The sequence below is a fragment of the Lentzea sp. NBRC 105346 genome, from assembly GCF_030269605.1.
In the GTDB taxonomy this organism is placed as follows: Bacteria; Actinomycetota; Actinomycetes; order Mycobacteriales; family Pseudonocardiaceae; genus Lentzea.
This window is the reverse complement of the sequence record NZ_BSTQ01000020.1, coordinates 91,986-113,153: the sequence shown is the minus strand read 5'-3', so window position 1 is coordinate 113,153 and position 21,168 is coordinate 91,986. Positions and strand designations below refer to the sequence as shown.

Here is a 21,168-nt window from a genome sequence, read left to right as displayed (position 1 = left end):
TCAGTGCCTGAAGGTCATACGCTGCACCGGCTCGCAAAGCTGCACCAGCGCCGGTACGCGGGCAAGGAAGTCTCGGTGTCCAGTCCGCAGGGCCGGTTCACACCGTCCCTTGTGGACGGACGGGTGCTGAAGCGCGCCGAGGCGCACGGCAAGCACCTCTTCCACATCTACGGGCCGGATGCCGTGGTGCACGTGCATCTGGGGCTCTACGGGACGTTCACCGAGGAGAAGCTGCCGGTGCTCGCGCCGGTCGGCCAGGTGCGCATGCGGATGGTCGGGGCCACGCACTGGACGGATCTGCGCGGGCCCAACACGTGCGAGATCCTGACTCTCGAAGAGGTTTCGGCTGTTCGCGCGCGGCTCGGCGCGGACCCGTTGCGGCGTGACGCCGACCCCGATGCCGCCTTCGCGCGCATCTCGCGTTCACGCGTGTCGATCGCGGCGTTGCTGATGGACCAGAAACTCGTCGCGGGCGTGGGCAACGTGTACCGCGCCGAGGTGTTGTTCCGGCACAACGTGAACCCGCAGCTTCCGGGTCTTCGCGTGAGCCGGTCGTTGTGGGACGCGATGTGGGCCGATCTCGTGTTCCTGATGAAGGACGGCGTTCGCGTCGGCCGGATCGACACCGTGCGGCCCGAGCACCTGCCCGAGGTGACCGGCCGCGCGCCGCGGCAGGACCGGCACGGCGGTGAGGTCTACGTGTACCGCCGCGCCGGGATGCCGTGCCTGATCTGCGGAACTCCGGTCGCGCAGGCGACCTTGGCCGGCCGCAACCTCTACTGGTGCCCGACCTGCCAGCCTTAGAAGTCGAATCCGCCGAAGTCCATGTCGCCCGCGCCGTCGAACCCGCCGAAGTCGTCGCCGATCCCCATGCCCATGTCGCCCATGCCGCCGTCGTAGGCGTCGAAGCCGTGCATGCCGGAGAACATGGCGTCCATCAGCAGGAACGAGCCGACGCCCCACGCGCCGGCCACGAGCGCGGGCTTCCACCACGGCTCGCTGTACCAGCCCTGCGGCACCGGCCGGCCCGCGACCATGCCGCCGGGGTAGTAGTGCGGCGTGGCCGAACCGGCGTGCGGTGAGGCGGCGTAGGCGTGGCCCTCGACGGTGACCTGGCGGTCCTCGGACACCCGGCCGGCCTGGTTGCGTCCGGAGGTGTCGGGCAGCGTGGGACCGGGGTCCATGCCCATCGCCTCACGCGCGGCGCGCACGTAGTGCAGGCCCTCCATGGCCGTCTCGGTGACGAGCCGCGCCTGCTGCACGGTCTTCACCTGGTCCATCTGACCGCCCGCCGCGGTGAACCGCTCCGACGCGTCGGCCAGTGCCTGCTTCGACGCGACGTCCGTGCCGATCAGGCTCATGACCTGCCCGCCGAGGCGTTCGACCCAGCGTCGTGCCTCCGCCTTGGCGTCCTCCAGCTCATGTGCTCTGCGGTCGGCGCTCTTCTTCGCGAGGTAGATCCCGCCCCCGACCACGAGGATGAGCAGTGCGATCAGCACGACGGCTGTGGCCACGATCCCTCCCGGAGTAGATGTCCGGTCAACGAGGACGCTACTCCGGAGGTTCCCTAGAACACCTCGGGGCAGTGCGGCTCACGCTCGTCGAGGAACGCCGCGGACAGCGCGCTCACCGCACCCGGCGTGCACTCGCGCACGCGCTGTGCCCGCGCGAACACACTCAGCCGGGGCCCGCCGAGGAACACCGACCCGAGCACCGAGATGTCCAGCGCGACGTCGGGTTCGTCCGTGGTGCGCTGCACAACGGCCTCGCCGGACTTCGTCGTGAACCGCCATTTGCCCTGGTTCCACGGGCAGAACTCGTCGGACAGCTGCAGCACGTAGTCCACATCGGACTGATAGCGGCGTTGCGGCAGCGCGCGTTCGACGTCGGCGATGCGCACCCACAGCGAGTCCGTGCGTTCGCGCAACGCGGTCCGCGCGTTCACGATCATGTGCGTGATCGGGTCGTCGGAGGCGGTGAAGTACTTCACCTCGCCCGCGAGGTCCATGTCGAGCAGGTGCCGGTACAGCGCGGCGTACGCCTCGTCGGTCTCCGCGACGATCTCGCGCACGTGCAGCTCGTTGCGCGGGCCGCGCGTCTGCCAGTCGTGCTTGACGCGGTAGACCGTGTACCCCCGCGGGTGCAGCGCGTAGCGGTACGACGTGAGCCCGTCGCGGTCCGACTCCTCGTCGCCGAGGTGGAACAACCAGGATCCCTCGACGCGGTTCAGCCATCCGGTGCGGGCACGCCTCACCCGATCGTGCAGCTCCCGCATGACCGGCATCGCCTCGTCGCGGGTGACCTCCCGGATGCGCCGGTCGTCCACCTTGACCTCGGGCCGGAACGGCGCCTGGTGCGGGATCGACATCATCGCGACCTCGGCGGCGATGCCGTAGCCGAAGCGGCCGTAGATGGAGCCCTCGGACGCCCAGAGAATCGCGATGGCTTCCTTGTTCTCCTCGTGCAGCCCGTGCAGCTGGGTCCGCATGAGGAGGCTGGCGACACCGCGACGCCGATGCCCCGGTTTGACGCCGACGGCGGTGACCGCGGCGGCCGGCGTGGGCATCGCACCCGGCAGCGTCAGGTCGCGGGTGAGAATGCCGCCGACGCCGATCATCTCGTCACCGTCGAAGATGCCGTGCGTGCGGTCCGGCTCGAGGATCCTGCGCTCGCGTTCGGCGTTCTCTTCCTTGAACTCGCTCTGGAACGCCGCCGCGAGGACCTTGGACAGCGCGGGGAAGTCGTCGTACGTGAGAGTCCGGATGCTCAGCGTCGAGTCGCCCATATCGCTGGTTGTACGCCGGTAGCCGGTGCCGCGCGACCGTATTTCCATACGGTTAGCCCACACGTGCACACCGTGTCCGCATCGGCGATCGGGCGAAGCGAAATCGACTCGATGGCCGTTGTTGGTGGGGCAACCGGCCGGTAATCCTGAGAGCCCTTGTTGAACCGATCCGTCTCGAGGTGGCCGATGAAGGGCGCGAAGCTCGTGGTCATCGTGCGCTGCCTGGTCACCTTCACCATCGGCCTGCTCATGGTCCTGCTGGCGGTCAAGTTCGGCGAGGCGCTCTGGCGCGCGTTCAGTCCCTGACGAAGCAGAACTCGTTGCCTTCCGGGTCCCGCATGACCTGGAAGCTGCCCTGCTCGTCCGTGACGACGACGCCTTCCCGTTGCGCACCAAGGCTCACGGCCTTCACGACAGCGGCTTCGATGTCCTCGACCTCGAGGTCGAGGTGCAACCGGTTCTTGGTCGTCTTGTGCTCGGGCACCGGCTGAAACGACATCCGGACGCCGTCCGGCGGCTCCACGTGCGACCAGTTGTGCGCGCGGTCGACCGGCTCACCCCCGAGCAACTCGGCCCAGAACCGCACGAGCAGCGCCGGGTCGTTGCTGTCGATGACGATCTGCTCAAGCCGTGCCCGCATGGTTCGCCTCCCGCGCCGCAAGGATCTCCGGCAGGTGCTCGCGCGTCCACGCGCAAGTGTGGTCCAGCAGCTCTTTCACTGCGCGCCCGAGGCTTGTGAGCTGGTACTCCACGCGCGGCGGCAGCTCGTCGAACTCGGTGCGCTCGATGAGGCCGTCGCGCTGCATGGCGCGCAGCGTCTCGGTGAGCACCTTCGGCGTGATGCCGTGTTCTTTGAGTTCGGTGAACCTCTTCGGCCCGCTCTCGAGGTTGCGGACGATCATCGCGGTCCACTTGTCGCCGACCCTGACCGGCAGCGTTTTGCTCGGGCACGTCTCCACAGGTGGCCCCCAGTATCGTTGCGGTAACCCGATATGCCCAGCTTAGCGTGGGTGCATGGCAAAGATCGTGATATTCGGATCGGGTGGTCAGGCGGGGCGTTCGCTGGTGGCTGAGGCCTCTCGCCGAGGACATGAGGTGACCGGTGTCGGCCGCAACCCAGGCCTGTCGGCCTCGCTCGCCGCGGGGTACGACGTGGCGATCAGCGCGGTGTACGACGCCGCGGCAGACCCTTTCGAGTTCTATTCCTTCGCGGCTCGTGAGTTGGTCGCCTCGGGTGTGCGGCGGATCATCGTGGTCGGCATCTACCCGCTGCTCGAGGTATCACCCGGCGTGCGGTTGATCGACACGCCGTCGTTCCCGGCGGAGCACAAGCCGTTCTGCCTGGGGCACTCCGCCGGGGTCGACGTGTTGCGTTCCTCTTTGGTGGACTGGCTGGTCATGAGCCCGGTGGGGAACTTCGGCGGTGAACCCGTTGGGAGATACGGAATCGGTGCGGTGGATCCGTCGGACACTCTGTCCTACTCGGACTTCGCACTGGCCGTGCTCGATGAGGTGTCGCAGCCGTCGTTCGAGCGGACTCAGGTGGGCATCCGGTCGGCCTAGTCAGTGCCAGGGCGTTCCCGTGCAGCAGGCCGTCTCGGTGGTCTGGTGCCCGGGAATGCTTCCGGCTGCAACGACGGCGAGGACGATCGCGACAGCGGTGACGACCTTGCGGATCAACATGGGCAGGGCTCCCGTCTGAAGTGGACTGAACCCAAGGTAGAGGTTCGATTGGAGAGCGCTCCCATGTGCACTTTAGTTTAAGGGGAAGTACTACACCTTTGTGGACCGCCAGGGATGTTCCTTCGGGAGGACCTGGCGGAGCCACCGTCGTTGGTCGTCCTCCAGCAGCGGCCAGGCCATCTCGAAGTCCAGCTGATCCTTGGGCCGCGGTTTGTCGGCCTTGAGGTGGAGCTGCACCTCGGGCGCGAGGTACGGCACGGTCCCGCGTCGCACCACCTCACCGAGCGGCTTCCTGATCGCCGGATCCCGCCGCGACACCCACATGTCGCCGTCACTCTCGTCGATGATGATCTGCAGCCGCCAGGGCGCGTCGGGGGACGGCCGGCACCACACGTCGTGCACGTCCTCCGGCAACGCCTCCCCGTCCCGCCACGGCCTCAGCGTGCCCGGCGGATCAGCGGCCCACAGCTCCCACCCCTTGAGCAGTTGTTGTGCTTCTAGCTGATCCTTCCTGAGCACCACGACGTCGATGTCCCCGTGCTCCCGGAAACTCCGCCCGACGGCGAGCTCGATGGCCATCCCGCCCGCGACCCACCACGGGTGCGGATATCCGGCGAACAGGTCGGAGATTTCTTTCAGCGATGCGGGTTCCCATCTTCGGAGAAGTCCCCAGTCGTAGAGGGCCTGGAGCACGGGCGCGAGGCTCTGCCCTTCCTCGGTGAGCTCGTACTCGACGTGCGGCTTGTTCTCACGTCGCGTGACGAGCCCGGCTTCGCGGAGCTCGTTGAGGCGCTGCACGAACATCTTCTCGCTGATGTCCGGCACCTTGCGCCTGAGCGCGCCGTACGTGTGCACGCCCTCCTTGAGGTGCGCGAGGATCACCGCCCGCCACTTGCCGCCGATGACGTCGAGCGTCAGTTCGACCGGACAGCGATACATCTTGGGCTCCTCACCAAAAAGTGCGTACTTGCACCGTACGCACGTTGGTGCTGATCTGTTCCCCGTACATCAACTTGTGGTTTGGGGGACTTGTCGTGGAGCCGACGCTGTACTCGTGGGCCGGCGGCGCCGATGCGTTGCTGCGCCTGACTTCCGCTTTCTACGAGCTGGTCGTTGTCGACCCGCTGCTGTCGCCGCTGTTCGTCCACATGGACCCGTCGCATCCCCGCTATGTCGCCTTGTGGCTGGGCGAGGTCTTCGGCGGGCCGGCGGAGTATTCGGCTTCGCGCGGCGGCTACGACACCATGCTGTCGCACCACCTGGGCAAAGCGATCACCGAGCCTCAGCGGCGCCGCTGGGTGAACCTGATGCAGGACGCCGCCGATCTCGTGGGGCTGCCCGCGGACCCCGAGTTCCGCGCGGCTTTCGTCAGCTACCTGGAGTGGGGCACGCGCCTGGCGGTGTCGAACTCCGCCCCCGGTGCGTCGCCGGTGCGCGGCGCCCCGGTTCCCCGCTGGGGCTGGGGCGTCGCGCCGCCGTACACCCCTTAGTTCCAGGGAGCTTGCGTACTGGCGAGGGCGGTGGCGTGCGTCGCGGCCATGACAGCGAGGGCGAGCAGGACTGCGAACAGTTTGCGCATCGTGGGCTCCTTCTAGTGCCAGGGCGTGCCGGGTTCGGCGACCTGGGTGCTGGTGGAGCCCTCCGTACCCGTGGTGACCAGGGTGGCCGCGAGGACGATCAGTAATGCCGCGGCGAGCTTGCGGACGGTCATGTGCAGGGCTCCCGTCTGGACTGGAACCAAGGTAGAGCTCCAGGGCGGAGAGCGCTTCCATGAATGGCTAGGTGTGGTGAAAGCACTACATCGCTTGTCGTGTCCTCGATTCGAAACGGCAAGAGGGCTGGGCGAGCGATGCACCGGCTCTGACCGAGCATGAGGACCGTTGGATCCTGCCGTTCCGCGGTCTGACGGTCACCCAGGTCCAGGTGGACTTCGCGTTCGGTCTGAACCTCGACGACAAGGGTGCGGTACGGATCAGCAGCCCGGCGACGCTCGGCTGGGTCGGCGCGGGCGCCAACCCGGAGAAGGTCGAGATGATTCCCGAGCAGCAGGACGTGGCCGCCGGGCTGTCGCTGTTCAACACCGAGGTGAAGCTGGCTGTTGCGTTCAAGTCCGGTGGACTGCGGATGGTGTTCGGCAATGGTCGACTACTGCGGGTTGCGCCCGACGGCCGATACGAGCCGTGGACCGCGACCGGCCGGACGGCATGCTGATCGTTAGCATTCCCGGTGGTGGTCTGGCGGTGTGGAGACGCTTGATTCCACCGCGCGCAGCGCCGTGATCCGCGGAGGACCGGTCCACGGAGGACGGTCTGCAAGTGCTCTACCAGCGAGAATGTGGTGGAGCGGGTGACGGGAATCGAACCCGCATGACCAGCTTGGAAGGTCTGGCAGTGATCATGGCGCTGACCTGCTAAGCCTCTGAGCTGCTGCTTCGCGCGGATCTTGACCGTTCGTGCCCTCTGTTTACCACTGTTGATCCTGAGGTGGGGCACGCGAGGGGCACGGGCGGCGTTGTCGTGTGCCCAGCCAGTCCGCGGGCATCATCCCGACACGAAGCCGATCTCGTGGACAGTGGCGCCGGGTCAAGACACGCGTTCCAGTCTTGACGCGGTGTCGCTGGCCGTGACTGATCATGGCGTGTTGGGGTGACGCTCATTGTTCGTCAAGACCTGCTCAACCCATGTGAGAAACGCGGGTAGGGCACGGTCGGAGCTGTAGCAGTCCCGATCGGTGCCGACCACTTGTGCTTCCAGGTGTGGCCAACCCATGCGCAACGCGTTGTAGTGCGCCTGTCCCTCGCGCTGACTGGGGTCCCGCTGCCTGATCTCATCCACGAGGTCCAGGTATCTGCTGATCGCGTCCACTGCGCCTCCCTGTAGTAACGCTAGCTCGGTGGCCGTTGGCGCGGAGCGTCGACGGGCGTCGATCGCCGCGCCCAGCCAATCCGCGGTGACCGTCCGCGCGATCGTCCCGGCTGGCGTGGGCCGACAGTTGGTCCGTGGTCTGGCGCGCCGTCGGCGGTGGCGCTGTCGGGGGCCAGCTGTGCCGCGCCGCCCGGCCGCCAGGCGGAGCGGAGCGGGAGCCTGGCAGGCCGGGATGGACGTGGACGCGGTGCCAAGGTGACGGGCACAGCGCGCCGCCGCCGGCGGCGCGCCTTGATCCCATATAGCTGAATTCAGCAGTACAGCCGAAGCCCGACAAGCCGAAGCTCGCCAACGACCCGACAACGACGTGGACACTCGAACGAGTCAGCAAGCTATTAAGGGTGGAAGAAAGACGGCTGTTGAAGCACAACCCGTGCACGATCAAAGGCGGCGGCAAGGAGGACAGCCCAGAGCGTCCTACCGCGACGCTCGAACAGGTTTTCAAGGCAGCGCAAGAGATTCAGGAGCGTTACCGCCTGGTGGTGCTGCTCGCGACGTTCGGAAGTCTGCGGTTCGCGGAGATGGTCGGCCTTCGTCGGGGTGACTTCTCCGTCCTCGACGACGGAGAGCACAGGTACTGCGTGGTGCGGGTCGATCGCCAGACCGTCCAGCCGGACTCGGGACCGCTGTTCGAGGACGATCCCAAGGCCAAGAGCAAGCGGCCGGTCACGCTGCCACCGTTCCTCGTGTCCGAGATTCAGTGGCACCTGGATGCGTTCGTCGACGCGGACCCAGATGCGTGGGTGTTCGTCGGACCGAAGGGTGGCCGGCCGAAGCGGAACAATTTCTGGAACATCTGGAACGCGGCTCGGATCGCGGCGGGCATCCCGGACGTGCACTTGCACGACCTCCGGCACACGGGGAACACGCTGGCTGCGGAGACCGGGGCGACCCTGCGTGAGTTGATGGATCGGATGGGGCACAGCTCGACTCGCGCCGCGCTGATCTACCTCCACGCTCGTGAGGAACGGGGCAAGAACATCGCGGCCGGTATCGAGTCGATGGTCGCTCAGGTCACCGGCAACGGGCACGAGGGGCACGCGAGGGGCACGGAAGATCGACAAAACCAGAAAGACCGTCCACGAGGGACGGTCTCTAAGCGCTCTACCAGCAAGAATGAACTGGAGCGGGTGACGGGAATCGAACCCGCATGACCAGCTTGGAAGGCTGGGGCTCTACCATTGAGCTACACCCGCACGCACCCACCGGGGTGGGTGCGTAAACAGCTTAGCGTGTCGCGCTAAGCTACCTATGACCGGGGCGTGGCGCAGTTTGGTAGCGCACCCGCTTTGGGAGCGGGGGGTCGCAGGTTCAAATCCTGTCGCCCCGACCAGTAGCCCTGACCAGCTATGAAGGTTGGTCAGGGCAAACCAATCGATGAGCACAGCGCTCGGTGACACCCCAACTGGAGTGTTTCGAGCATGGCAGAGAACCCCGCACTCGCCGAGTGGAACGACCTCAAACGCGAGTGGCTCCGCGCCCTCAAGGCCGACAACAAGTCCGACAACACCATCGAGGTCTACGAACGCGCCGTCCGGCAACTCGTCGACTGGCTCAACGACAACAGCGCACGACTCGCTGACGACGGCCACGACGAACTCGGGCCGTGCGATATCGAGGCCGGCGCGCTCCGCGAGTTCCAAGCCGACATGCTGGAGCGCACGAGCCCCGGCAACACCCACACCTGGCACCGCTCCGTGTGCACGTTCTTCAACTGGCTCGTCGCCGAGGAGGAACGCAGCCGGTCACCGATGGACAAGGTGAAGCCGCCGATCGTCCCGAAGAAGTCGATCCCGCTCGTCGCCGACGACGTGACGAAGGCGGTGCTCGACCAGTGCAAGGGCAACGACCTGATCTCGCGCCGCGACACCGCGATCATCCGGCTCCTGTTCGACACCGGCTGCCGACTCTCCGAGATCGCGAACCTCAAGAAAGAAGACGTCGACCTCGACCTCGACGTGATCCACGTACTCGGCAAGGGGCGCAAGCCGCGCAGCGTGCCGTTCAGCCCCAAGACCGGACAGGCGATCTCCCGCTACCTGCGGGTCCGCAATCGAGCGAAGACCGCCCATCTGCCGTGGCTGTGGCTCGGCGACCGCAGCCGCGGACACCTGCAGGCCAACGGCATCAAGATCATGCTGCGACGGCGTGGCGAGCGGCTCGGCATGAACGGCAAGGGCAACAACCTGCACGCCCACCGGTGGCGCCACACAGCGGCCGTAGCGTGGCGGAAGAACGGCGGCGACACCACCAGCATGAAACGCATCTTCGGCTGGAAGAGCGACGCGATGGTCGGCCACTACGGTGACGCGGCTGCCGACGAGGTGGCGCACCAGCACGCGCGTGAACTCAACCTGGGAGACCGGCTGTGAGGTGACACGGGAGCGCTGTGCTCGGGGCCATGGAGACGACCATGACCCCGGCACAGCGCATCCTCCGCGCGCAGATCGCCGCCCACACCTCGTGGGCCAACACCAGCAACCGGGCCGCACGCACCGCTGCGGCCCGCAAGGCCGCGGACGACCGCTTCGAGCGCCAGGTAGACCCGGACGGTGTTCTGCCGCCCGAGGAACGTGCTCAGCGCGCCAAGGCGGCCCGCAAGGCGCACTTCCTCAGGATGGCTGCGAAGTCGGCGGCGGCGCGCCGCCGGAGGGCCGGCTAGAGCCGCCAGTCAGCATTCGGCACGCCAGGCACTTCGGGCCGCGGTCTTCTCGCTCGACCCGGAAGGCAAACACGTTCATGTGGCAGAGGGTCTGCCACATCGCGCCGGGGTGACCGATGGTGAAGCGGTTGAACGCGTGTGAGGCGCCGTCCTCTTGAACGTGCCACCAAACGATCGGAGCGGTCACGCTCCGAGCCCGCCCCGGCGCGTTAGGTGATTGCGCAAGCAACTACCCATAACGGACTTAACGACGTGAGACGCCATCAGGAACTCGGCTGTTCGGGTGAATCGTTGCCGTACGCGTACCAAGGCAGGAGCATCCCCTTCTCCTCCTGGATCATCTGCAGCACCAGGTCATGCAGCTCGCGACCGTGCTCCCGCATCACCTGAGCCAAACGCGCCGCCGCCGCGTCCGGATCGTTGTCCTTCAACGCGTCGTCGATCTCGTCATACGCGTCCCACGCGATCCGCTGACGGTCCGGCATGTCCGGATGTAGCAATCCGCCGGCTTCCCGGTCCGGGAAGCTGCCGCCTGGTGTCCACAACCGGCTCACGACGCCCTCCGATGCTCGTGGACCGCCGCGACGACCGGAGGTGGAGAGGACACTCCGGTCGTCGCAGACGGCTTTGCCGCCACAGCCACCACCGAGGGAAAGGCGACCTCGGCCGCTGCAGGCGACTGCTGGCCTACCCCGTGCGGAGGTTGATCGGCCAGCCGGTGGCGGGCCGGAACACGCCGCCGATCCCGACCCGCAAGGCCCTCCTGCGCGGCACGCACCTCGGCGCGCCGCTCCAACTCGCATCTCAGCAGCACCACGGCACACACCAGCAGAAACACCGTCGCCACAACAGCGACACCCGCCAACATCACCACGCCCGCATTCGGGCCCTGCGTGGCCACCGTGCACCTCCAAGACGCTCATGGAACGGTGAGCCGGGAGACAGCCGGCCCACCGCCCGACGCGTCCGACCAGCGCATCCTGAGCAACCCAGGTAGGTCGGCGCGACCTGTCCAAGGTACAACTGTCTGTAGACAGATAGCGATTCTCCGATCGGGGGATTCGTGCCGCCGCCGACCAGGCGGCAGGATGGAGACGACGCAGACGCACACGAAGGAGAGCCAGTGGCCCTGCCCAACCCGCTGCTACAGCAGCTCGGGAAGCAGCTTGAGATCTATCGCGAGCGCGCCGGCATCGGCCCCGAGCAGGTCGACGCCAACCGGCGTCTCGGCTGGTACGCGGGCAAGTGCGAACGGGTCGAACGCGGCATCCGAGGCGTCACGCCCGCCGAGCTCCACATGCTCGCTGACCAGTACAAGCTCACCGAGACCGAGCTCGACGCCCTACTCGAACTGGCAGAACGGGCCAGAAAACGCGCCCGCGTATCGCACGTCGCGGAGTGGGCCCGACCGATCGTCCTGCTCGAGCAAGCCGCACAGGAGTTCGACTACTACGACGAAGCGCTCATCCCGGCCGTGTGCCAGACACCCGGCTACGCCCGCGACCTCCTGTCCCGCGCGAAACCCGACGACCTTGAGGATCGGCTCGCCGCCCGGCTCGAACGCGGCGGAATACTCACCAAACCCGACGCCCCGCGGGTCCGCATCGTGCTCGGCGAATCCGCCCTGCACCGGCTACCAGCCGACGCCGACGCCGCCCGCGAACAGCTGGAGCACCTCGAAACCGTGATGCACGACGTGCCCTCCGCCGACCTCCGAATCCTGCCCTGGACCTACGGCCTGCACCCGCTACTCGGGTTCGCGTGCAACATCTTCCGGCTGGCCAACCCCAACATCACGCAGGTCTACCTCGAGGTGGCGACCACATCGAACGTGATCACCGAGCCGGACGAGGCGATGCTGTACGAGGGCCGGTTCGAGACCCTGTACGACGCAGCGGACCCGAGCGAGTCTGCGAGGATCCTCCGTACGCGCATCCAGCAACTCGGGACACGGAGGAGGCATGACAAGCGAGAAATGGGGTCAGCGGAAAAAGTCAACTCGGTCTGACGGCGGCAACAACTGCGTCGAGGTCGCCCACAGCGGCCCGATGGTTGGCATCTGGGACAGCAAAAACCAGGGCGAACCGGTCGTCGTCCCCGTCAGCCAGTGGACGAGGTTCCTCACCGTGGTGAAGACCAGCTGACGCCCAACACAGATCGGCCCCCGGCGCAGGTATCGCCGGGGGCCGATCGCGTTCTACCAGACCGGGAACGTCTTCGCCGTGAACCAGTTGTCCAAGGTCGTCCAGCTGAAGAAGCCAGAGTCCGCCGCGAACACGCGCAAGTACCAAGTCTTCGCCACGCCGGCCGCGACGGTGACCGGCTTCGTGCCCGGCAACGCAATCACCGCGTCCAGCCCAGCGACGCACGGGCCGCTGCCCTCGGCGCGAACCGTCCCCGCCGTCGCATCGTCCTCGCGGATCTTCACCTCGGCATAGCTGCCGGGATCCAGACCTGAGACCTGGATGTGGCAGTCGAAGGTGACCTGGTAGGCGTACAACTGCGCCGGGATCGTGATTGACCCGTACGTCTTCGAGGCGCCCGCCGAGATCGGCTCGGTGCCCGTCGTGTTGCCCGGTACAGCCGTCCAGATGCGGTCGCGTCCGCCGACCCACGTCCCGTTGAGCCGCAGCAGCCGATCGCGCGTGTCGGTCTGGATCCACTCGTCGCCGTGCTGAAACCCGCCGACCCCGGCCACACCAGCCGCCGAGCTCGGGCCGATGTAGCTGCGGCGGCCGACGAACAGCCTCTCGTCGACCAGGCCGCTGTAGTTCTGTGCCGACGCCGAGCCGGGGCACGTGGCGCGGAACAGCGGCAAGTGGATGACCGCGCTCGTGTCCGGCAGCGTCGGCGAAACCGGCGACGCTGCCGGGGTGCCCTCCACGATCACCGCCGAGCAGGTGTTCGCCGTCGTGTCCAGCTTCAGGGCGAGCCGGTCGATGCGCGGCTGCGTGTTCGTGTTGGCGCTGGCCGTCTTGTTGAGCGTGGCGTCGTTGGTGTACTTGATGCCGGCGACGTACGCCTCGCCTGCGGGCAACTGGAAGATGCCACCAGCGCCACCAGATCCGAGCGTGGCCTTCAACGAAAGGTCGTTGACGTCGCGGGTCGATGAGCCGATGACGCCGGACGGAAGCCACAGCTTCGCCATGGCGCGCCAGAGTTCCTCACTGACCGCGGTTCCGGCGCCAGCGTCGTACGGGTAGGAGGACTCCGTCACGACTGCCACGATCAGCGGCTCGTGTCACCTGCGTTCGAGCCTGCTGATCCTCAATAGCAGGTCGGCGATCTGTTGCTGAGTCTTCCTTCCTGGCCCGGTCGAGAGGTTTCCGATCTTCGGCTGGACGGTCACGAGCTTCTTGTTGCCGGTCCGCTCGATCGTGATTTCGGTCTCCAGGATCGGCGCTGGGAGAACGAGTCCGGTGCCCCCGCCGACCTCAACCAGCACCTGATCGCCGATCTGATAGTCGACGCCGTACCGCAGGCGATCGGTATCGACGGGGATCACTTCGACCTGCTCGACCGCGGCGGAGTCGGCGAGCTTCTTCGCCGTGCCAGCCGTCAACTCGGCACCAGAGTCGGTGCCAGACGCTGCACGGTAGTCGTAGAACGCCTCGATTCTTCCCCACGCGCTGATCGCCGCGTCGTCCTTCTGCAGCACGAACTCGCGGGCCGTCTCCTCGCCACGGCCGCCGCCGATCACGACGGTGGCCTCGGGAGCATTCAGCGTGTACTTCAGCTTCTTCAGGTTGCCAAGGTCGACGGAGAAGCGGGCCGCGCCGGTGCGGTCGACGACCTCTCCGATGTGGAGGGTTCGGGCGCCCGAGGTCGTCGAGGTCACCCACACCCTCAGGCCGGCCTTCTCCGCCAGCGGCCGCACGATCTCCTCCAGGAGAGGGGAAAACCTGGCCTTGCCGGACACCGAGATGCCGACGTTCGGGTCGGGGATGTTGGTGTTGAACGACGGTGTGACGCGCGAGGCGATGGCGAGGTGGCCGATGTTGCGGGCGATGTAGGCGAGGATGACCCCGCTGGCCGTACCGGTGCGCACGTCGTACGCCTGCGCACCCTGTGCTGTGGCGAGGTTCGCGGGATCCGGATAGGCCTCGGCTTCGTCGATGACGCACATGTCGTCCGGACCGGACAGAGTGATCCTCGGCTGGAGCCGCGCACCAGACTCGTCGCCCATCTCGATCTCGATCCGGCGCACCGGCCCGCCAAAACCAGATTCCGGCCCACCGTCGAACACCACACGCCAGCCGGGGCCGATTTGCGCCGTCCTCGCGGTGAGTTTCGCTGTCACGGACCACTGGCCGCGACGGAGGTGCCGCGGCACGAGCGACGCCCGCCGGTACAGGATCGGCGCCCGCCGGTTGCCGGACGGGTCGATCGGGTAGGCGATCGGCGCCTCAGCCAGCCCGCTCACCACGGCGCACCGAACCGCTCGAAGAACTCAAGGTCGATCTGGCTACCAGAGCTCGCGCCGGTGAGTGCGAGGCTCACGGACGTCACGCCCGGCGGGATCTTCCACAACGTGCTGCCGTCGGCGAGGTTCGGCCACCAGTCGGTGCCCGCGGGTTCGATGCTGATGCTCGCCTGGTCGGGCTGGGTGACGATCGTCAGCACCTGCCCGACCGGGATGGATCCGTTGACCTGCAGCACCTCGCCCGAGTCGGGGTTGGTGAGGATCAGCGCCGTGCCGGGGCCGGTCACGCGCCACGTGCCGTAGGCGTCCTCGGTGCCGTCGTTCGTGATCGACGCGGCGCCGATCACCTGCGAGGCGCTGATGTTCATCGGTAGGAACGGGTTGCCGAGGAACGCGGTCGGCGCCGAGAAGACCCACGACAGGGTCTTCGCGATAGCCGAGTACCAGTACGGGTCCGGCGCGAACAGGCGCAGGAAGAACCGCACCCAGTTCGTGTCGCCGCCGGTCTCCAGCGTCTCCTCGTCCGGCAGCCCGCCCTCGTACAGGCACCGCAGGCGGAACCTTCTCCCATCGGCCTGCGCGAGCTCGAGCTCGCCGGGCACGAGCACGCGGCCCGGCTTGCGGGTGCGCATCGCGGCATGGAGGTTCCGAATCTTCGCCAGGAACTCGTCACGCGTTGCTGCCCACACCATCATCGGCAGCAGCACCGTAGTGGGCAGCGCGTAGTCGTCCTCCGCTTCCGTGCCGTCCACCCACGGCGAGTCCGCGGTGACGAGCTGCCGCTGCACCGCCCCCAGCCCGCGCGTGCCCTTGCCGACGCGGTAGCCGGCCGCCCGGTCGGTGAGCACGATCGGGTCGAGTCCGGTGTGGACGGGCGGAATCCATCGCAGCTCGCGGGCCATCAGTACACCCCTCGCTCGATGTCGTCCAACGTGTCCCGCAGCCACTTCTTCGACGGCAGGCTCTTGACCTCGTGGAAGTGGAACTGGCGGTTGTCAACCTTGGCCGGACTGGACGACATGCCGCCGCCGAACTCGCCGCCGCCCGAGCTGCGCGCGGCACGCGGGGTCGGAATCGACGGGCTCGACACCGCAAGATCCGGTACGCGGGACATGACGGAGTCCGGCAGCTTCACGTCGCCGCCGTTGGCCTTGTTGATGGCCTCCAGGAACGGGCCCCATTTCGCAGCGGCACGCCGGTTGACGACGAACTCCTTGGACGTCAACGGGACGAGCCGGTCGTCTTCGTCCGGTCCGCTGCCCGGCACCCAACCGCCATCGTTCAGGCCGCCCGTCAACCAGTCGACGGCGGGCTTGTCGGCGCGGGTGATGATATTCAGGTACAAGGTCTTCTCGCGGACCGCGGCCGCGTTCACCTCGGCGATCGCCGCCATGGCCTTGGCGTTGTCGCCGGTGATCTTGACCTCTTTGCCGTCCGGCATCGTGATGATCGCGTCCCCGGCCTCGTTCACCCTGACCGTGACGCCCATCGCGGCCAACGTGGCACCGTCCATGTGGCTGATCATCTTCGTGAGAGCGGCGGGCGCGTTGTCCCCGGCCGCCGCGGCAAGCCGCAGGATCTCCCCGTACTGCGCCTGGGTGACCAGCGTCGAGATCTCGGCAGCCGACTTGCCTTCGTTCTCCGCAGCGACCTTCTTGCCGAGCGCGTCAACCGTCAGCAACAACTGCTGCTGGTACTGGTTGTCCGCGGTGCGCGCCTCCAGCGACGTCGGACCGTGCTCCTTGATCGCCTGGTTGAGGTTCTTCTGCGCCGACTCCAGCGACAGCAGCGCCGCGTCATAGCTGACGCTCGCGCCAGCCGCCTGCAGCATCATCGACAGCTGGTCGGCGACACGGTCGGTGTGGGTCTTCACCGCGTCCGAAGCGGCCCGCGACGCGGCCTCCTGCTTCTGCACCTCGTCGCGGTAGATCGCGGCCGCGCGCGCCGCTTCGGGCGAGTCCTTGCCGTGTCGGGCGATCGCCAGGTTCAGCTGTGCCTGCGCCCGCTCGACCGGGCCGACCGAGGCAAGGTACTCGTTCCACTTCTCGGTCGCTCGCGTGACGTTCGCTGTCATCGCGGCGATCTGGTCGTTCATCTGGCCAAGGTTCGCGTCGTCCGGTGACGCGCCCTGCGCCTTCAGATAGTCGTCCCGCTTCTTGATCAGCGCGGCGAGCCCGTTCTGCAGCGCGGCGTAGTCGTCGACCGTCTTGCGGGCCGCGTCCCCGCCCTTCAGGATGCCCTGGGCGAACGCATCCGCGCCCCGGTCGATCTTCTGCTGCTCCAGCAGATAGGCGCCCATGATGAGCCCGGTCGCGCCCAACGCGATCCCCAGCGGCGACAAGGCACCCGTGAGCGCCGTCGCCCCTGCCGCCGCGCCCGAAGCGCCGAGCCCCAGCCGCGCCAGGATCCCGCCGGCTGGCGCGGCCGCCGCGGTGCTCGCGGTGAGCGCCGATGCCAGTGGCACCTTCGACACGAGCATGATGGCCGCGCTGTACACCTTCCACGCGGCCGCGGCCGTCAGGATGACGCCGGTCATCGAGCCCAGCGCACCCGAGATCGGCTCCACAACGGACAGCACGGCCTGCAGCACGTCCAGCGTCACGCCGAGCGCATCGGACAGGACTGGCAGGGCGCCAGCGGCGAACTTCGTCACCACGTCCATGATCTGCTGGAACACGAGGGCGAACTGGGCGGCGTGCGGTGCGAAGTTCGACGACAGCTGCTGCAGTAGATTCCCGGCCGCGGCCAGCACGGTGCGGATGATCTGGCCGAAGGCCTCGATGTTCCGGCCGGTCGACTGCGTGTCGCTGCTGATGTTGCGGAAGAAGTCGCCGATGCCCGCGCCGGTGTCCGCGAACAGCTTTCGCCACCCGATCATTACCGGCTCGGACCGGTGCACCGCGTCTGCCATGCCCGGTACGGCGTTCAGCGCGAACTCATTCACCCCGCGCGACAGCTCGCGGACCGCGGGCTGCGAGTCGGAGAAGATGCTCGCCATCGGCCCCTTGAGCCGCATCCACGTCGTCGCGAGCTCCTCCGACGCGTGCACCAAGTCGTCCTCGAGCGGCGCCGCCATCTCGCGGGCGCCATCCACCACGACGGCCGCAAGGTTCGTGTAGCTGTTGGCGACTCGCTGGTTCGACGACAGCAGCACAGCCGCCGCCGCCACCGCGGCCACAGGCAGCGCCGCGACCGCAGCCCCGGCGACGAGGCCGCCGGCCAGCATGGCGCCGTGCGAGGCGAACAGGGCGATCGTCAGCTTGTTGAGCGCGCTCGTGTGCTTCGCTGTGGACGACGCGGCTTTGTCGTTGGCCTTGGCCGACTTGTCCGCCCCGTCGGCGACCTCCTCCTCGGCGTCGGCTGCCTTTGACGCGGTGCGCGCGGCCTCTTCGCGTTCGGCGGCGAGCTGGTCCTCGACGGCGACGAGCTTCAGCCTCTGCTGGGCGAGCCGATCCGTCATCACCGACGTGTCGCGTTGGATCGCGATGAGGTCCCGCTGCGCCTTGGCGAGCCGCTCCTCGGCCGCAGTGATGCGGTCCGTGGCCTCGGGGCTCTTGTCCCGCACGGCGTCGAGCGCGGCCTGTGCGACCCGGATCCTGCCGAGCGCGGTTTCCTCCGCGTCGCCGGCCTTCTGGAGGTTCGCCTCCAGCGTCGTGATGGTCTTGCGGATCTTGTCGTCGAGTGCGTTCTTCGCGGCCTCGGCGCGGGCGACAGCGGCGACGAACGGCTTCTCGTTGGCGTCGATGTCCGGCTTCTGCCGCTCGACGTCCGCCTTCATCTCGCGGGCGTCCTTGCGGGCATCGCGAGTAGCGGCCTTCAGGCCGCTGGTGTCGCCCGTGATGATGCCGCGGATGTGGCCGACCGTCGTGGTCACAGCCGAAACCCTGCGGGCCTCGTGTCACTCACGGTCGATGCCGTACAGGCTATCGACGTCGTCCGAGCTTGCCTCGTCTGCCTGCTGCTGCGCTGGCCCGATCAGCTTCTGCCACGTGCGCGACTCCAGCGACAACCCGAACAAGCGGGTCGTGAACCACCGCCACGACTTGCCGTCGAGAACCTCCGCCGTCGAGATGTCGATGCCGGGGTACTCGCGCTGAAAGTCCGCCTCGATCAGGTCCCACGCCTCGAGGAAGTCCCGCCAGTCGAGCGACGAGGAGCCTTCGCCGCGGATCTCGCGGACGGCTTCTTCGTCGAGGAACTCCGGGATGTCGTCCGCGCTCGCGACGCGGAGCGGGCTGGGGGGCGAGCATCACCCTCGACGTCCAGCTCGTTCGTCCACACCAGCTTCGCAGCCTCTTCGCCGACCATGTGCCACGTGAACAGGGTCATGTACACGTGGCGGAACTCGTCCTCGGTGACGCCGTCGCCGAGCATGCGGTCCCACTGGTCGCCGATCAGGTCCCGCATCATCTGCTGTTCGCTGATGGCGGTGAACCCCGGCTGCGTCAGGTCGATCTCGTCTTCGCGGCCCTCGTGGGCCGCCTCGGCGATCTCCTTCGCGTGCACGCGCGCCTCGGCGAGCGCAAGACCGGCCCGCATCGAGATGCGCTTGGAGAACGAGTACTCGTTGCTGCCGATGGGCAGTGTCAGCCGCTCGCCGTCCACTTCGGACTTGAACGAGCGGAGTTCGGGGAAGGTGGTCACGCGCTAGCTCCGATCAGGGGGCGGTGTAGGCCGACAGCACGCCGTCGCCCTTGAGGGTGGCCTTGAACGGCTCGGCGTCCTTGACGCCGCCGCCCGCGCCGCCCCAGTTGACGGTGACGCGACCGGTGAAGCCCTTGTTGTTGTCCGTGCGGTAGAAGCGCACGTTGACGTAGGCGTCCGGTCCGGTCTGCTGGCCCTTGGTCTTCAGCTGCAGCTGACCGGGGTCGTCGACCTGTGCCTCGTTCGGGCCGGTGAAGCCGTCGAAGCCCTCGACGTTGATCGACCAGCCGCGGTGCGTGGTGAGCGACGCGTCCCAGCCCTCCGAGTCGAAGTCCGAGACGTCGACCTCGGTCTCGGACAACGGCATCTCGATCTTCGAGAGGCCCTTGACGATCACGAAGTTCGGGGCGCCCTCGGGGCCGGTGTCGACCTCCAGTCGGTTGAACCGGGCGATGCGCTTCTTGATGGCGGTCACGGTTGTGCCTCCAAGGCGTGGGTCTGGACGGAGAACGACCAGACCGGCCGTCCTTTCGGGTCCACGCCCTTGCGGGTTGGCGTGGCGTCGGCGTTGACGAGGGCGATGTGCACCTCGTGCTCGGTTCCAGGGGCCCACACGATCTGGCCGTCGTCCTTGATGGCTCGACGAAGCACCTGGGCGCCGTCGAATCCAGCTTGGACACCGGCATCAGCCGCGGTACGGCGCATGATCTCCAGCTCGGGGTTCTCATAGCCGCTGATGTCAGTGGCCGGAAACCCTTGCTGGGAACGGATGAGCACGAGGTTGTCGGGCGCGTCGCCCGGCATGTCTTCGACGTAGCACCGCACAGCAGAGCCGGGCTGGTCGGCCGGGTAGCGGACGAGCCCGAGCGACGCGAGATGCAACGCGAGCGCCTTTGACAGCACGCCGCGAGACTCGCGGCCAGGTGTCACCCGAGTTCTTCGAAGAACCTTGCGCCCAGGTGGTCGAGGTAGCGTTCGGAGTTCAGACGCAGCGTGCCGCCGAGGTAGTGCGCCTGACCCTGATCCTGGTGCGTCAGGTCCTCGCGCAGCTCCTGATAGCGGGCATACACGATATCGAAATCGATCTTTCCCTCGGCGCCGCTACCGATCTGGTTCACCGTCGTGTGGCCGGCGCGCGACAGGTCGCCCTCCTGGTACGGAACGACCTTCCGGGTGTCCGCCAGCGCCTCCTCGGTGACATCCCGAACCGCGGCCTCGGCAGCGTCGTCGGCGTTCTCCTCGATCTCGTCGAGCAGCACCAGGAAGTCCTTGTCCGCCATCACGCGGTCCAGACTTCGCGGTGCATCACGTTGCCTTCCAGGTCGACCAACTCGTCGATCTTCTCGACGCGCCGCTCGTTGCCGTCCAGGACCAGCCGGTCGCCGACCTTCACCTCGGGCATCGCGGGCATCCACACCATGGCGGTGAGCGTCACCACTCGGCCATCGGCGTTCTGGTACTGGCGAGACGACCGCTCGATGCGGCAACCCGCCACGTCCACAGCCGAGGCCCAGCGCGCGCCGTCCCCGGCGTCGTCCAGCTGCGCCCGATGCTTGACAGTGTGCGGGGCCGGGATCAGCGCGCCGAGCAGCTTCATCACCATGACGGCGAGCTCCCGCCGATCAGGTCCGCGTCCTGCATCGCCTCGTACGCCTCGATCGGCACCCGATCCGCAGACTTACCGATCTTCGCGCCGCTGCCGGACCGCGAGCCGCCCGAGACGGACAGCTTGCCCGCGGTGATCGATCCACCCCCCGCGATAACCTCCACGTTGCCCGCGCCGCCGAGCGCCTGCTCGAGCGCCACCGCCTCGTATCGTGCCTTCACGGTCTCGGCGATAGCAGCGATGATGTGCTTGCGCTGCTCTTCGTCTGAGGCGCGGTCGGTCTCACTGTCGAGGACGGGCCAGCGGATCACCTTGGATCCGAGCGTGCGCGACACCCGGTCGATCATCCGCTGCACGGCTTCGTCCTGTGTGGACGTGGGGATCACGTCGTCGTCTTGGAGGTAGTCACGGACCTCGGCGACGGTTGCCCAGATCATCGGT

25 protein-coding genes and 2 tRNA genes are annotated in these 21,168 nt (G+C 67.5%); 10 read left to right on the top strand and 17 right to left on the bottom strand.

Annotation, left to right across the window (positions count from 1 at the left end; genetic code table 11):
• Positions 1-3: 3 nt before the first annotated feature.
• Entirely contained in the window at positions 4-804 is an 801-nt protein-coding gene (locus tag QSK35_RS35270; protein WP_285752033.1) for an Fpg/Nei family DNA glycosylase, read from the top strand.
• On the opposite strand, the gene QSK35_RS35265 is transcribed toward QSK35_RS35270, so the two are convergent.
• The 4 genes from QSK35_RS35265 to QSK35_RS35250 form a co-directional block, all read right to left on the bottom strand.
• Positions 801-1,514 carry a hypothetical protein gene (locus QSK35_RS35265; RefSeq protein ID WP_285752032.1) on the bottom strand — a complete coding sequence of 238 codons (714 nt, stop codon included), beginning with the start codon at positions 1,512-1,514 and terminating at the stop codon, positions 801-803. The two genes, QSK35_RS35270 and QSK35_RS35265, sit on opposite strands and share 4 nt — an antisense overlap.
• A 53-nt stretch (positions 1,515-1,567) precedes the next feature.
• Complete coding sequence (locus QSK35_RS35260) at positions 1,568-2,785, bottom strand: GNAT family N-acetyltransferase (protein WP_285752031.1); 1,218 nt, start codon at positions 2,783-2,785, stop codon at positions 1,568-1,570.
• Between the two features lie 295 nt (positions 2,786-3,080).
• The gene (locus tag QSK35_RS35255) at positions 3,081-3,425 is read right to left on the bottom strand and encodes a VOC family protein (RefSeq protein WP_285752030.1); all 345 of its coding nucleotides are present in this window, start codon (positions 3,423-3,425) and stop codon (positions 3,081-3,083) included.
• Complete coding sequence (locus QSK35_RS35250) at positions 3,409-3,744, bottom strand: winged helix-turn-helix transcriptional regulator (protein ID WP_285752029.1); 336 nt, start codon at positions 3,742-3,744, stop codon at positions 3,409-3,411. The genes QSK35_RS35255 and QSK35_RS35250 overlap by 17 nt, the downstream gene beginning before the upstream one ends.
• Positions 3,745-3,799: 55 nt before the next feature.
• Between QSK35_RS35250 and QSK35_RS35245 the strand changes: the two genes are divergently transcribed.
• Positions 3,800-4,348 carry an NAD(P)-dependent oxidoreductase gene (locus QSK35_RS35245; protein ID WP_285752027.1) on the top strand — a complete coding sequence of 183 codons (549 nt, stop codon included), beginning with the start codon at positions 3,800-3,802 and terminating at the stop codon, positions 4,346-4,348.
• Positions 4,349-4,558: 210 nt separating this feature from the next.
• Here the strand turns inward: QSK35_RS35245 and QSK35_RS42895 are convergent, their stop codons facing one another.
• Positions 4,559-5,407 carry a winged helix-turn-helix transcriptional regulator gene (locus tag QSK35_RS42895; protein WP_502881763.1) on the bottom strand — a complete coding sequence of 283 codons (849 nt, stop codon included), beginning with the start codon at positions 5,405-5,407 and terminating at the stop codon, positions 4,559-4,561.
• Between the two features lie 95 nt (positions 5,408-5,502).
• Here QSK35_RS42895 and QSK35_RS35235 point away from each other — a divergent pair, with 95 nt between their 5' ends.
• The 3 genes from QSK35_RS35235 to QSK35_RS35225 all read left to right on the top strand — a co-directional run bounded on the left by QSK35_RS35235 (position 5,503) and on the right by QSK35_RS35225 (position 8,546).
• A complete protein-coding gene (locus QSK35_RS35235) occupies positions 5,503-5,958 on the top strand; it encodes a group II truncated hemoglobin (RefSeq protein ID WP_285752025.1) in 456 nt (151 codons plus the stop codon).
• 310 nt (positions 5,959-6,268) lie between these two features.
• Positions 6,269-6,679 carry a DUF6188 family protein gene (locus QSK35_RS35230; protein ID WP_352244178.1) on the top strand — a complete coding sequence of 137 codons (411 nt, stop codon included), beginning with the start codon at positions 6,269-6,271 and terminating at the stop codon, positions 6,677-6,679.
• Between the two features lie 1,054 nt (positions 6,680-7,733).
• The gene (locus QSK35_RS35225; protein ID WP_285752024.1) at positions 7,734-8,546 is read left to right on the top strand and encodes a tyrosine-type recombinase/integrase; all 813 of its coding nucleotides are present in this window, start codon (positions 7,734-7,736) and stop codon (positions 8,544-8,546) included.
• Here QSK35_RS35225 and QSK35_RS35220 read toward each other — a convergent pair.
• Positions 8,515-8,588 (bottom strand) — tRNA-Gly (locus QSK35_RS35220). The two genes, QSK35_RS35225 and QSK35_RS35220, sit on opposite strands and share 32 nt — an antisense overlap.
• A gap of 60 nt (positions 8,589-8,648) precedes the next feature.
• Between QSK35_RS35220 and QSK35_RS35215 the strand changes: the two genes are divergently transcribed.
• From QSK35_RS35215 to QSK35_RS35205, 3 genes are all read left to right on the top strand, one after another.
• A tRNA-Pro gene (locus QSK35_RS35215) sits at positions 8,649-8,725 on the top strand.
• Between the two features lie 88 nt (positions 8,726-8,813).
• Positions 8,814-9,764: a tyrosine-type recombinase/integrase gene (locus QSK35_RS35210; RefSeq protein ID WP_285752023.1), complete on the top strand. Its 951-nt coding sequence runs from the start codon at positions 8,814-8,816 to the stop codon at positions 9,762-9,764.
• 41 nt (positions 9,765-9,805) lie between these two features.
• The gene (locus QSK35_RS35205; RefSeq protein ID WP_285752022.1) at positions 9,806-10,054 is read left to right on the top strand and encodes a hypothetical protein; all 249 of its coding nucleotides are present in this window, start codon (positions 9,806-9,808) and stop codon (positions 10,052-10,054) included.
• 263 nt (positions 10,055-10,317) lie between these two features.
• Here QSK35_RS35205 and QSK35_RS35200 read toward each other — a convergent pair whose 3' ends face one another.
• Positions 10,318-10,608 (bottom strand): GntR family transcriptional regulator, encoded by a 291-nt coding sequence (locus tag QSK35_RS35200; RefSeq protein ID WP_285752020.1) that lies wholly within the window; start codon positions 10,606-10,608, stop codon positions 10,318-10,320.
• A 569-nt stretch (positions 10,609-11,177) separates the two neighbouring features.
• Between QSK35_RS35200 and QSK35_RS35195 the strand changes: the two genes are divergently transcribed.
• Both QSK35_RS35195 and QSK35_RS42780 read left to right on the top strand, forming a co-directional pair.
• Complete coding sequence (locus tag QSK35_RS35195; protein ID WP_285752019.1) at positions 11,178-12,062, top strand: helix-turn-helix domain-containing protein; 885 nt, start codon at positions 11,178-11,180, stop codon at positions 12,060-12,062.
• A complete protein-coding gene (locus tag QSK35_RS42780; protein WP_352244175.1) occupies positions 12,016-12,198 on the top strand; it encodes a DUF397 domain-containing protein in 183 nt (60 codons plus the stop codon). Before QSK35_RS35195 ends, QSK35_RS42780 begins: the two co-directional genes overlap by 47 nt.
• 53 nt (positions 12,199-12,251) lie before the next feature.
• On the opposite strand, the gene QSK35_RS35190 is transcribed toward QSK35_RS42780, so the two are convergent.
• The 10 genes from QSK35_RS35190 to QSK35_RS35145 all read right to left on the bottom strand — a co-directional run bounded on the left by QSK35_RS35190 (position 12,252) and on the right by QSK35_RS35145 (position 21,164).
• The gene (locus QSK35_RS35190) at positions 12,252-13,271 is read right to left on the bottom strand and encodes a hypothetical protein (protein ID WP_285752018.1); all 1,020 of its coding nucleotides are present in this window, start codon (positions 13,269-13,271) and stop codon (positions 12,252-12,254) included.
• Between the two features lie 24 nt (positions 13,272-13,295).
• On the bottom strand, positions 13,296-14,477 hold the full coding sequence (locus QSK35_RS35185) for a Gp37-like protein (RefSeq protein ID WP_285752017.1): 1,182 nt from the start codon (positions 14,475-14,477) through the stop codon (positions 13,296-13,298).
• Positions 14,474-15,379: a phage tail family protein gene (locus QSK35_RS35180; RefSeq protein WP_285752016.1), complete on the bottom strand. Its 906-nt coding sequence runs from the start codon at positions 15,377-15,379 to the stop codon at positions 14,474-14,476. The genes QSK35_RS35185 and QSK35_RS35180 overlap by 4 nt, the downstream gene beginning before the upstream one ends.
• Positions 15,379-18,351 (bottom strand): hypothetical protein, encoded by a 2,973-nt coding sequence (locus tag QSK35_RS35175; RefSeq protein WP_285752015.1) that lies wholly within the window; start codon positions 18,349-18,351, stop codon positions 15,379-15,381. The genes QSK35_RS35180 and QSK35_RS35175 overlap by 1 nt, the downstream gene beginning before the upstream one ends.
• A 236-nt stretch (positions 18,352-18,587) precedes the next feature.
• Complete coding sequence (locus tag QSK35_RS35170) at positions 18,588-19,121, bottom strand: DUF7426 family protein (RefSeq protein WP_285752014.1); 534 nt, start codon at positions 19,119-19,121, stop codon at positions 18,588-18,590.
• Between the two features lie 13 nt (positions 19,122-19,134).
• Entirely contained in the window at positions 19,135-19,596 is a 462-nt protein-coding gene (locus tag QSK35_RS35165; RefSeq protein ID WP_285752013.1) for a phage tail tube protein, read from the bottom strand.
• The gene (locus QSK35_RS35160; RefSeq protein ID WP_285752012.1) at positions 19,593-20,024 is read right to left on the bottom strand and encodes a phage tail terminator protein; all 432 of its coding nucleotides are present in this window, start codon (positions 20,022-20,024) and stop codon (positions 19,593-19,595) included. Before QSK35_RS35160 ends, QSK35_RS35165 begins: the two co-directional genes overlap by 4 nt.
• 23 nt (positions 20,025-20,047) lie before the next feature.
• A complete protein-coding gene (locus QSK35_RS35155) occupies positions 20,048-20,401 on the bottom strand; it encodes a minor capsid protein (RefSeq protein ID WP_285752011.1) in 354 nt (117 codons plus the stop codon).
• Positions 20,401-20,724: a hypothetical protein gene (locus QSK35_RS35150; RefSeq protein WP_285752010.1), complete on the bottom strand. Its 324-nt coding sequence runs from the start codon at positions 20,722-20,724 to the stop codon at positions 20,401-20,403. Before QSK35_RS35150 ends, QSK35_RS35155 begins: the two co-directional genes overlap by 1 nt.
• On the bottom strand, positions 20,718-21,164 hold the full coding sequence (locus tag QSK35_RS35145; protein ID WP_285752009.1) for a hypothetical protein: 447 nt from the start codon (positions 21,162-21,164) through the stop codon (positions 20,718-20,720). Before QSK35_RS35145 ends, QSK35_RS35150 begins: the two co-directional genes overlap by 7 nt.
• Positions 21,165-21,168 lie beyond the last annotated feature (4 nt).

What these genes read in the sequence shown, in the direction of transcription:
- QSK35_RS42780 (WP_352244175.1), top strand. Translation starts at nt 12,016, where the DNA reads ATGACAAGCGAGAAATGGGGTCAGCGGAAAAAGTCAACTCGGTCTGAC.
- QSK35_RS35180 (WP_285752016.1), bottom strand. Translation starts at nt 15,379, where the DNA reads ATGGCCCGCGAGCTGCGATGGATTCCGCCCGTCCACACCGGACTCGAC.
- QSK35_RS35150 (WP_285752010.1), bottom strand. Translation starts at nt 20,724, where the DNA reads ATGGTGATGAAGCTGCTCGGCGCGCTGATCCCGGCCCCGCACACTGTC.
- QSK35_RS35205 (WP_285752022.1), top strand. Translation starts at nt 9,806, where the DNA reads ATGACCCCGGCACAGCGCATCCTCCGCGCGCAGATCGCCGCCCACACC.
- QSK35_RS35255 (WP_285752030.1), bottom strand. Translation starts at nt 3,425, where the DNA reads ATGCGGGCACGGCTTGAGCAGATCGTCATCGACAGCAACGACCCGGCG.
- QSK35_RS35260 (WP_285752031.1), bottom strand. Translation starts at nt 2,785, where the DNA reads ATGGGCGACTCGACGCTGAGCATCCGGACTCTCACGTACGACGACTTC.
- QSK35_RS35245 (WP_285752027.1), top strand. Translation starts at nt 3,800, where the DNA reads ATGGCAAAGATCGTGATATTCGGATCGGGTGGTCAGGCGGGGCGTTCG.
- QSK35_RS35155 (WP_285752011.1), bottom strand. Translation starts at nt 20,401, where the DNA reads ATGGCGGACAAGGACTTCCTGGTGCTGCTCGACGAGATCGAGGAGAAC.
- QSK35_RS35210 (WP_285752023.1), top strand. Translation starts at nt 8,814, where the DNA reads ATGGCAGAGAACCCCGCACTCGCCGAGTGGAACGACCTCAAACGCGAG.
- QSK35_RS42895 (WP_502881763.1), bottom strand. Translation starts at nt 5,407, where the DNA reads ATGTATCGCTGTCCGGTCGAACTGACGCTCGACGTCATCGGCGGCAAG.
- QSK35_RS35145 (WP_285752009.1), bottom strand. Translation starts at nt 21,164, where the DNA reads ATGATCTGGGCAACCGTCGCCGAGGTCCGTGACTACCTCCAAGACGAC.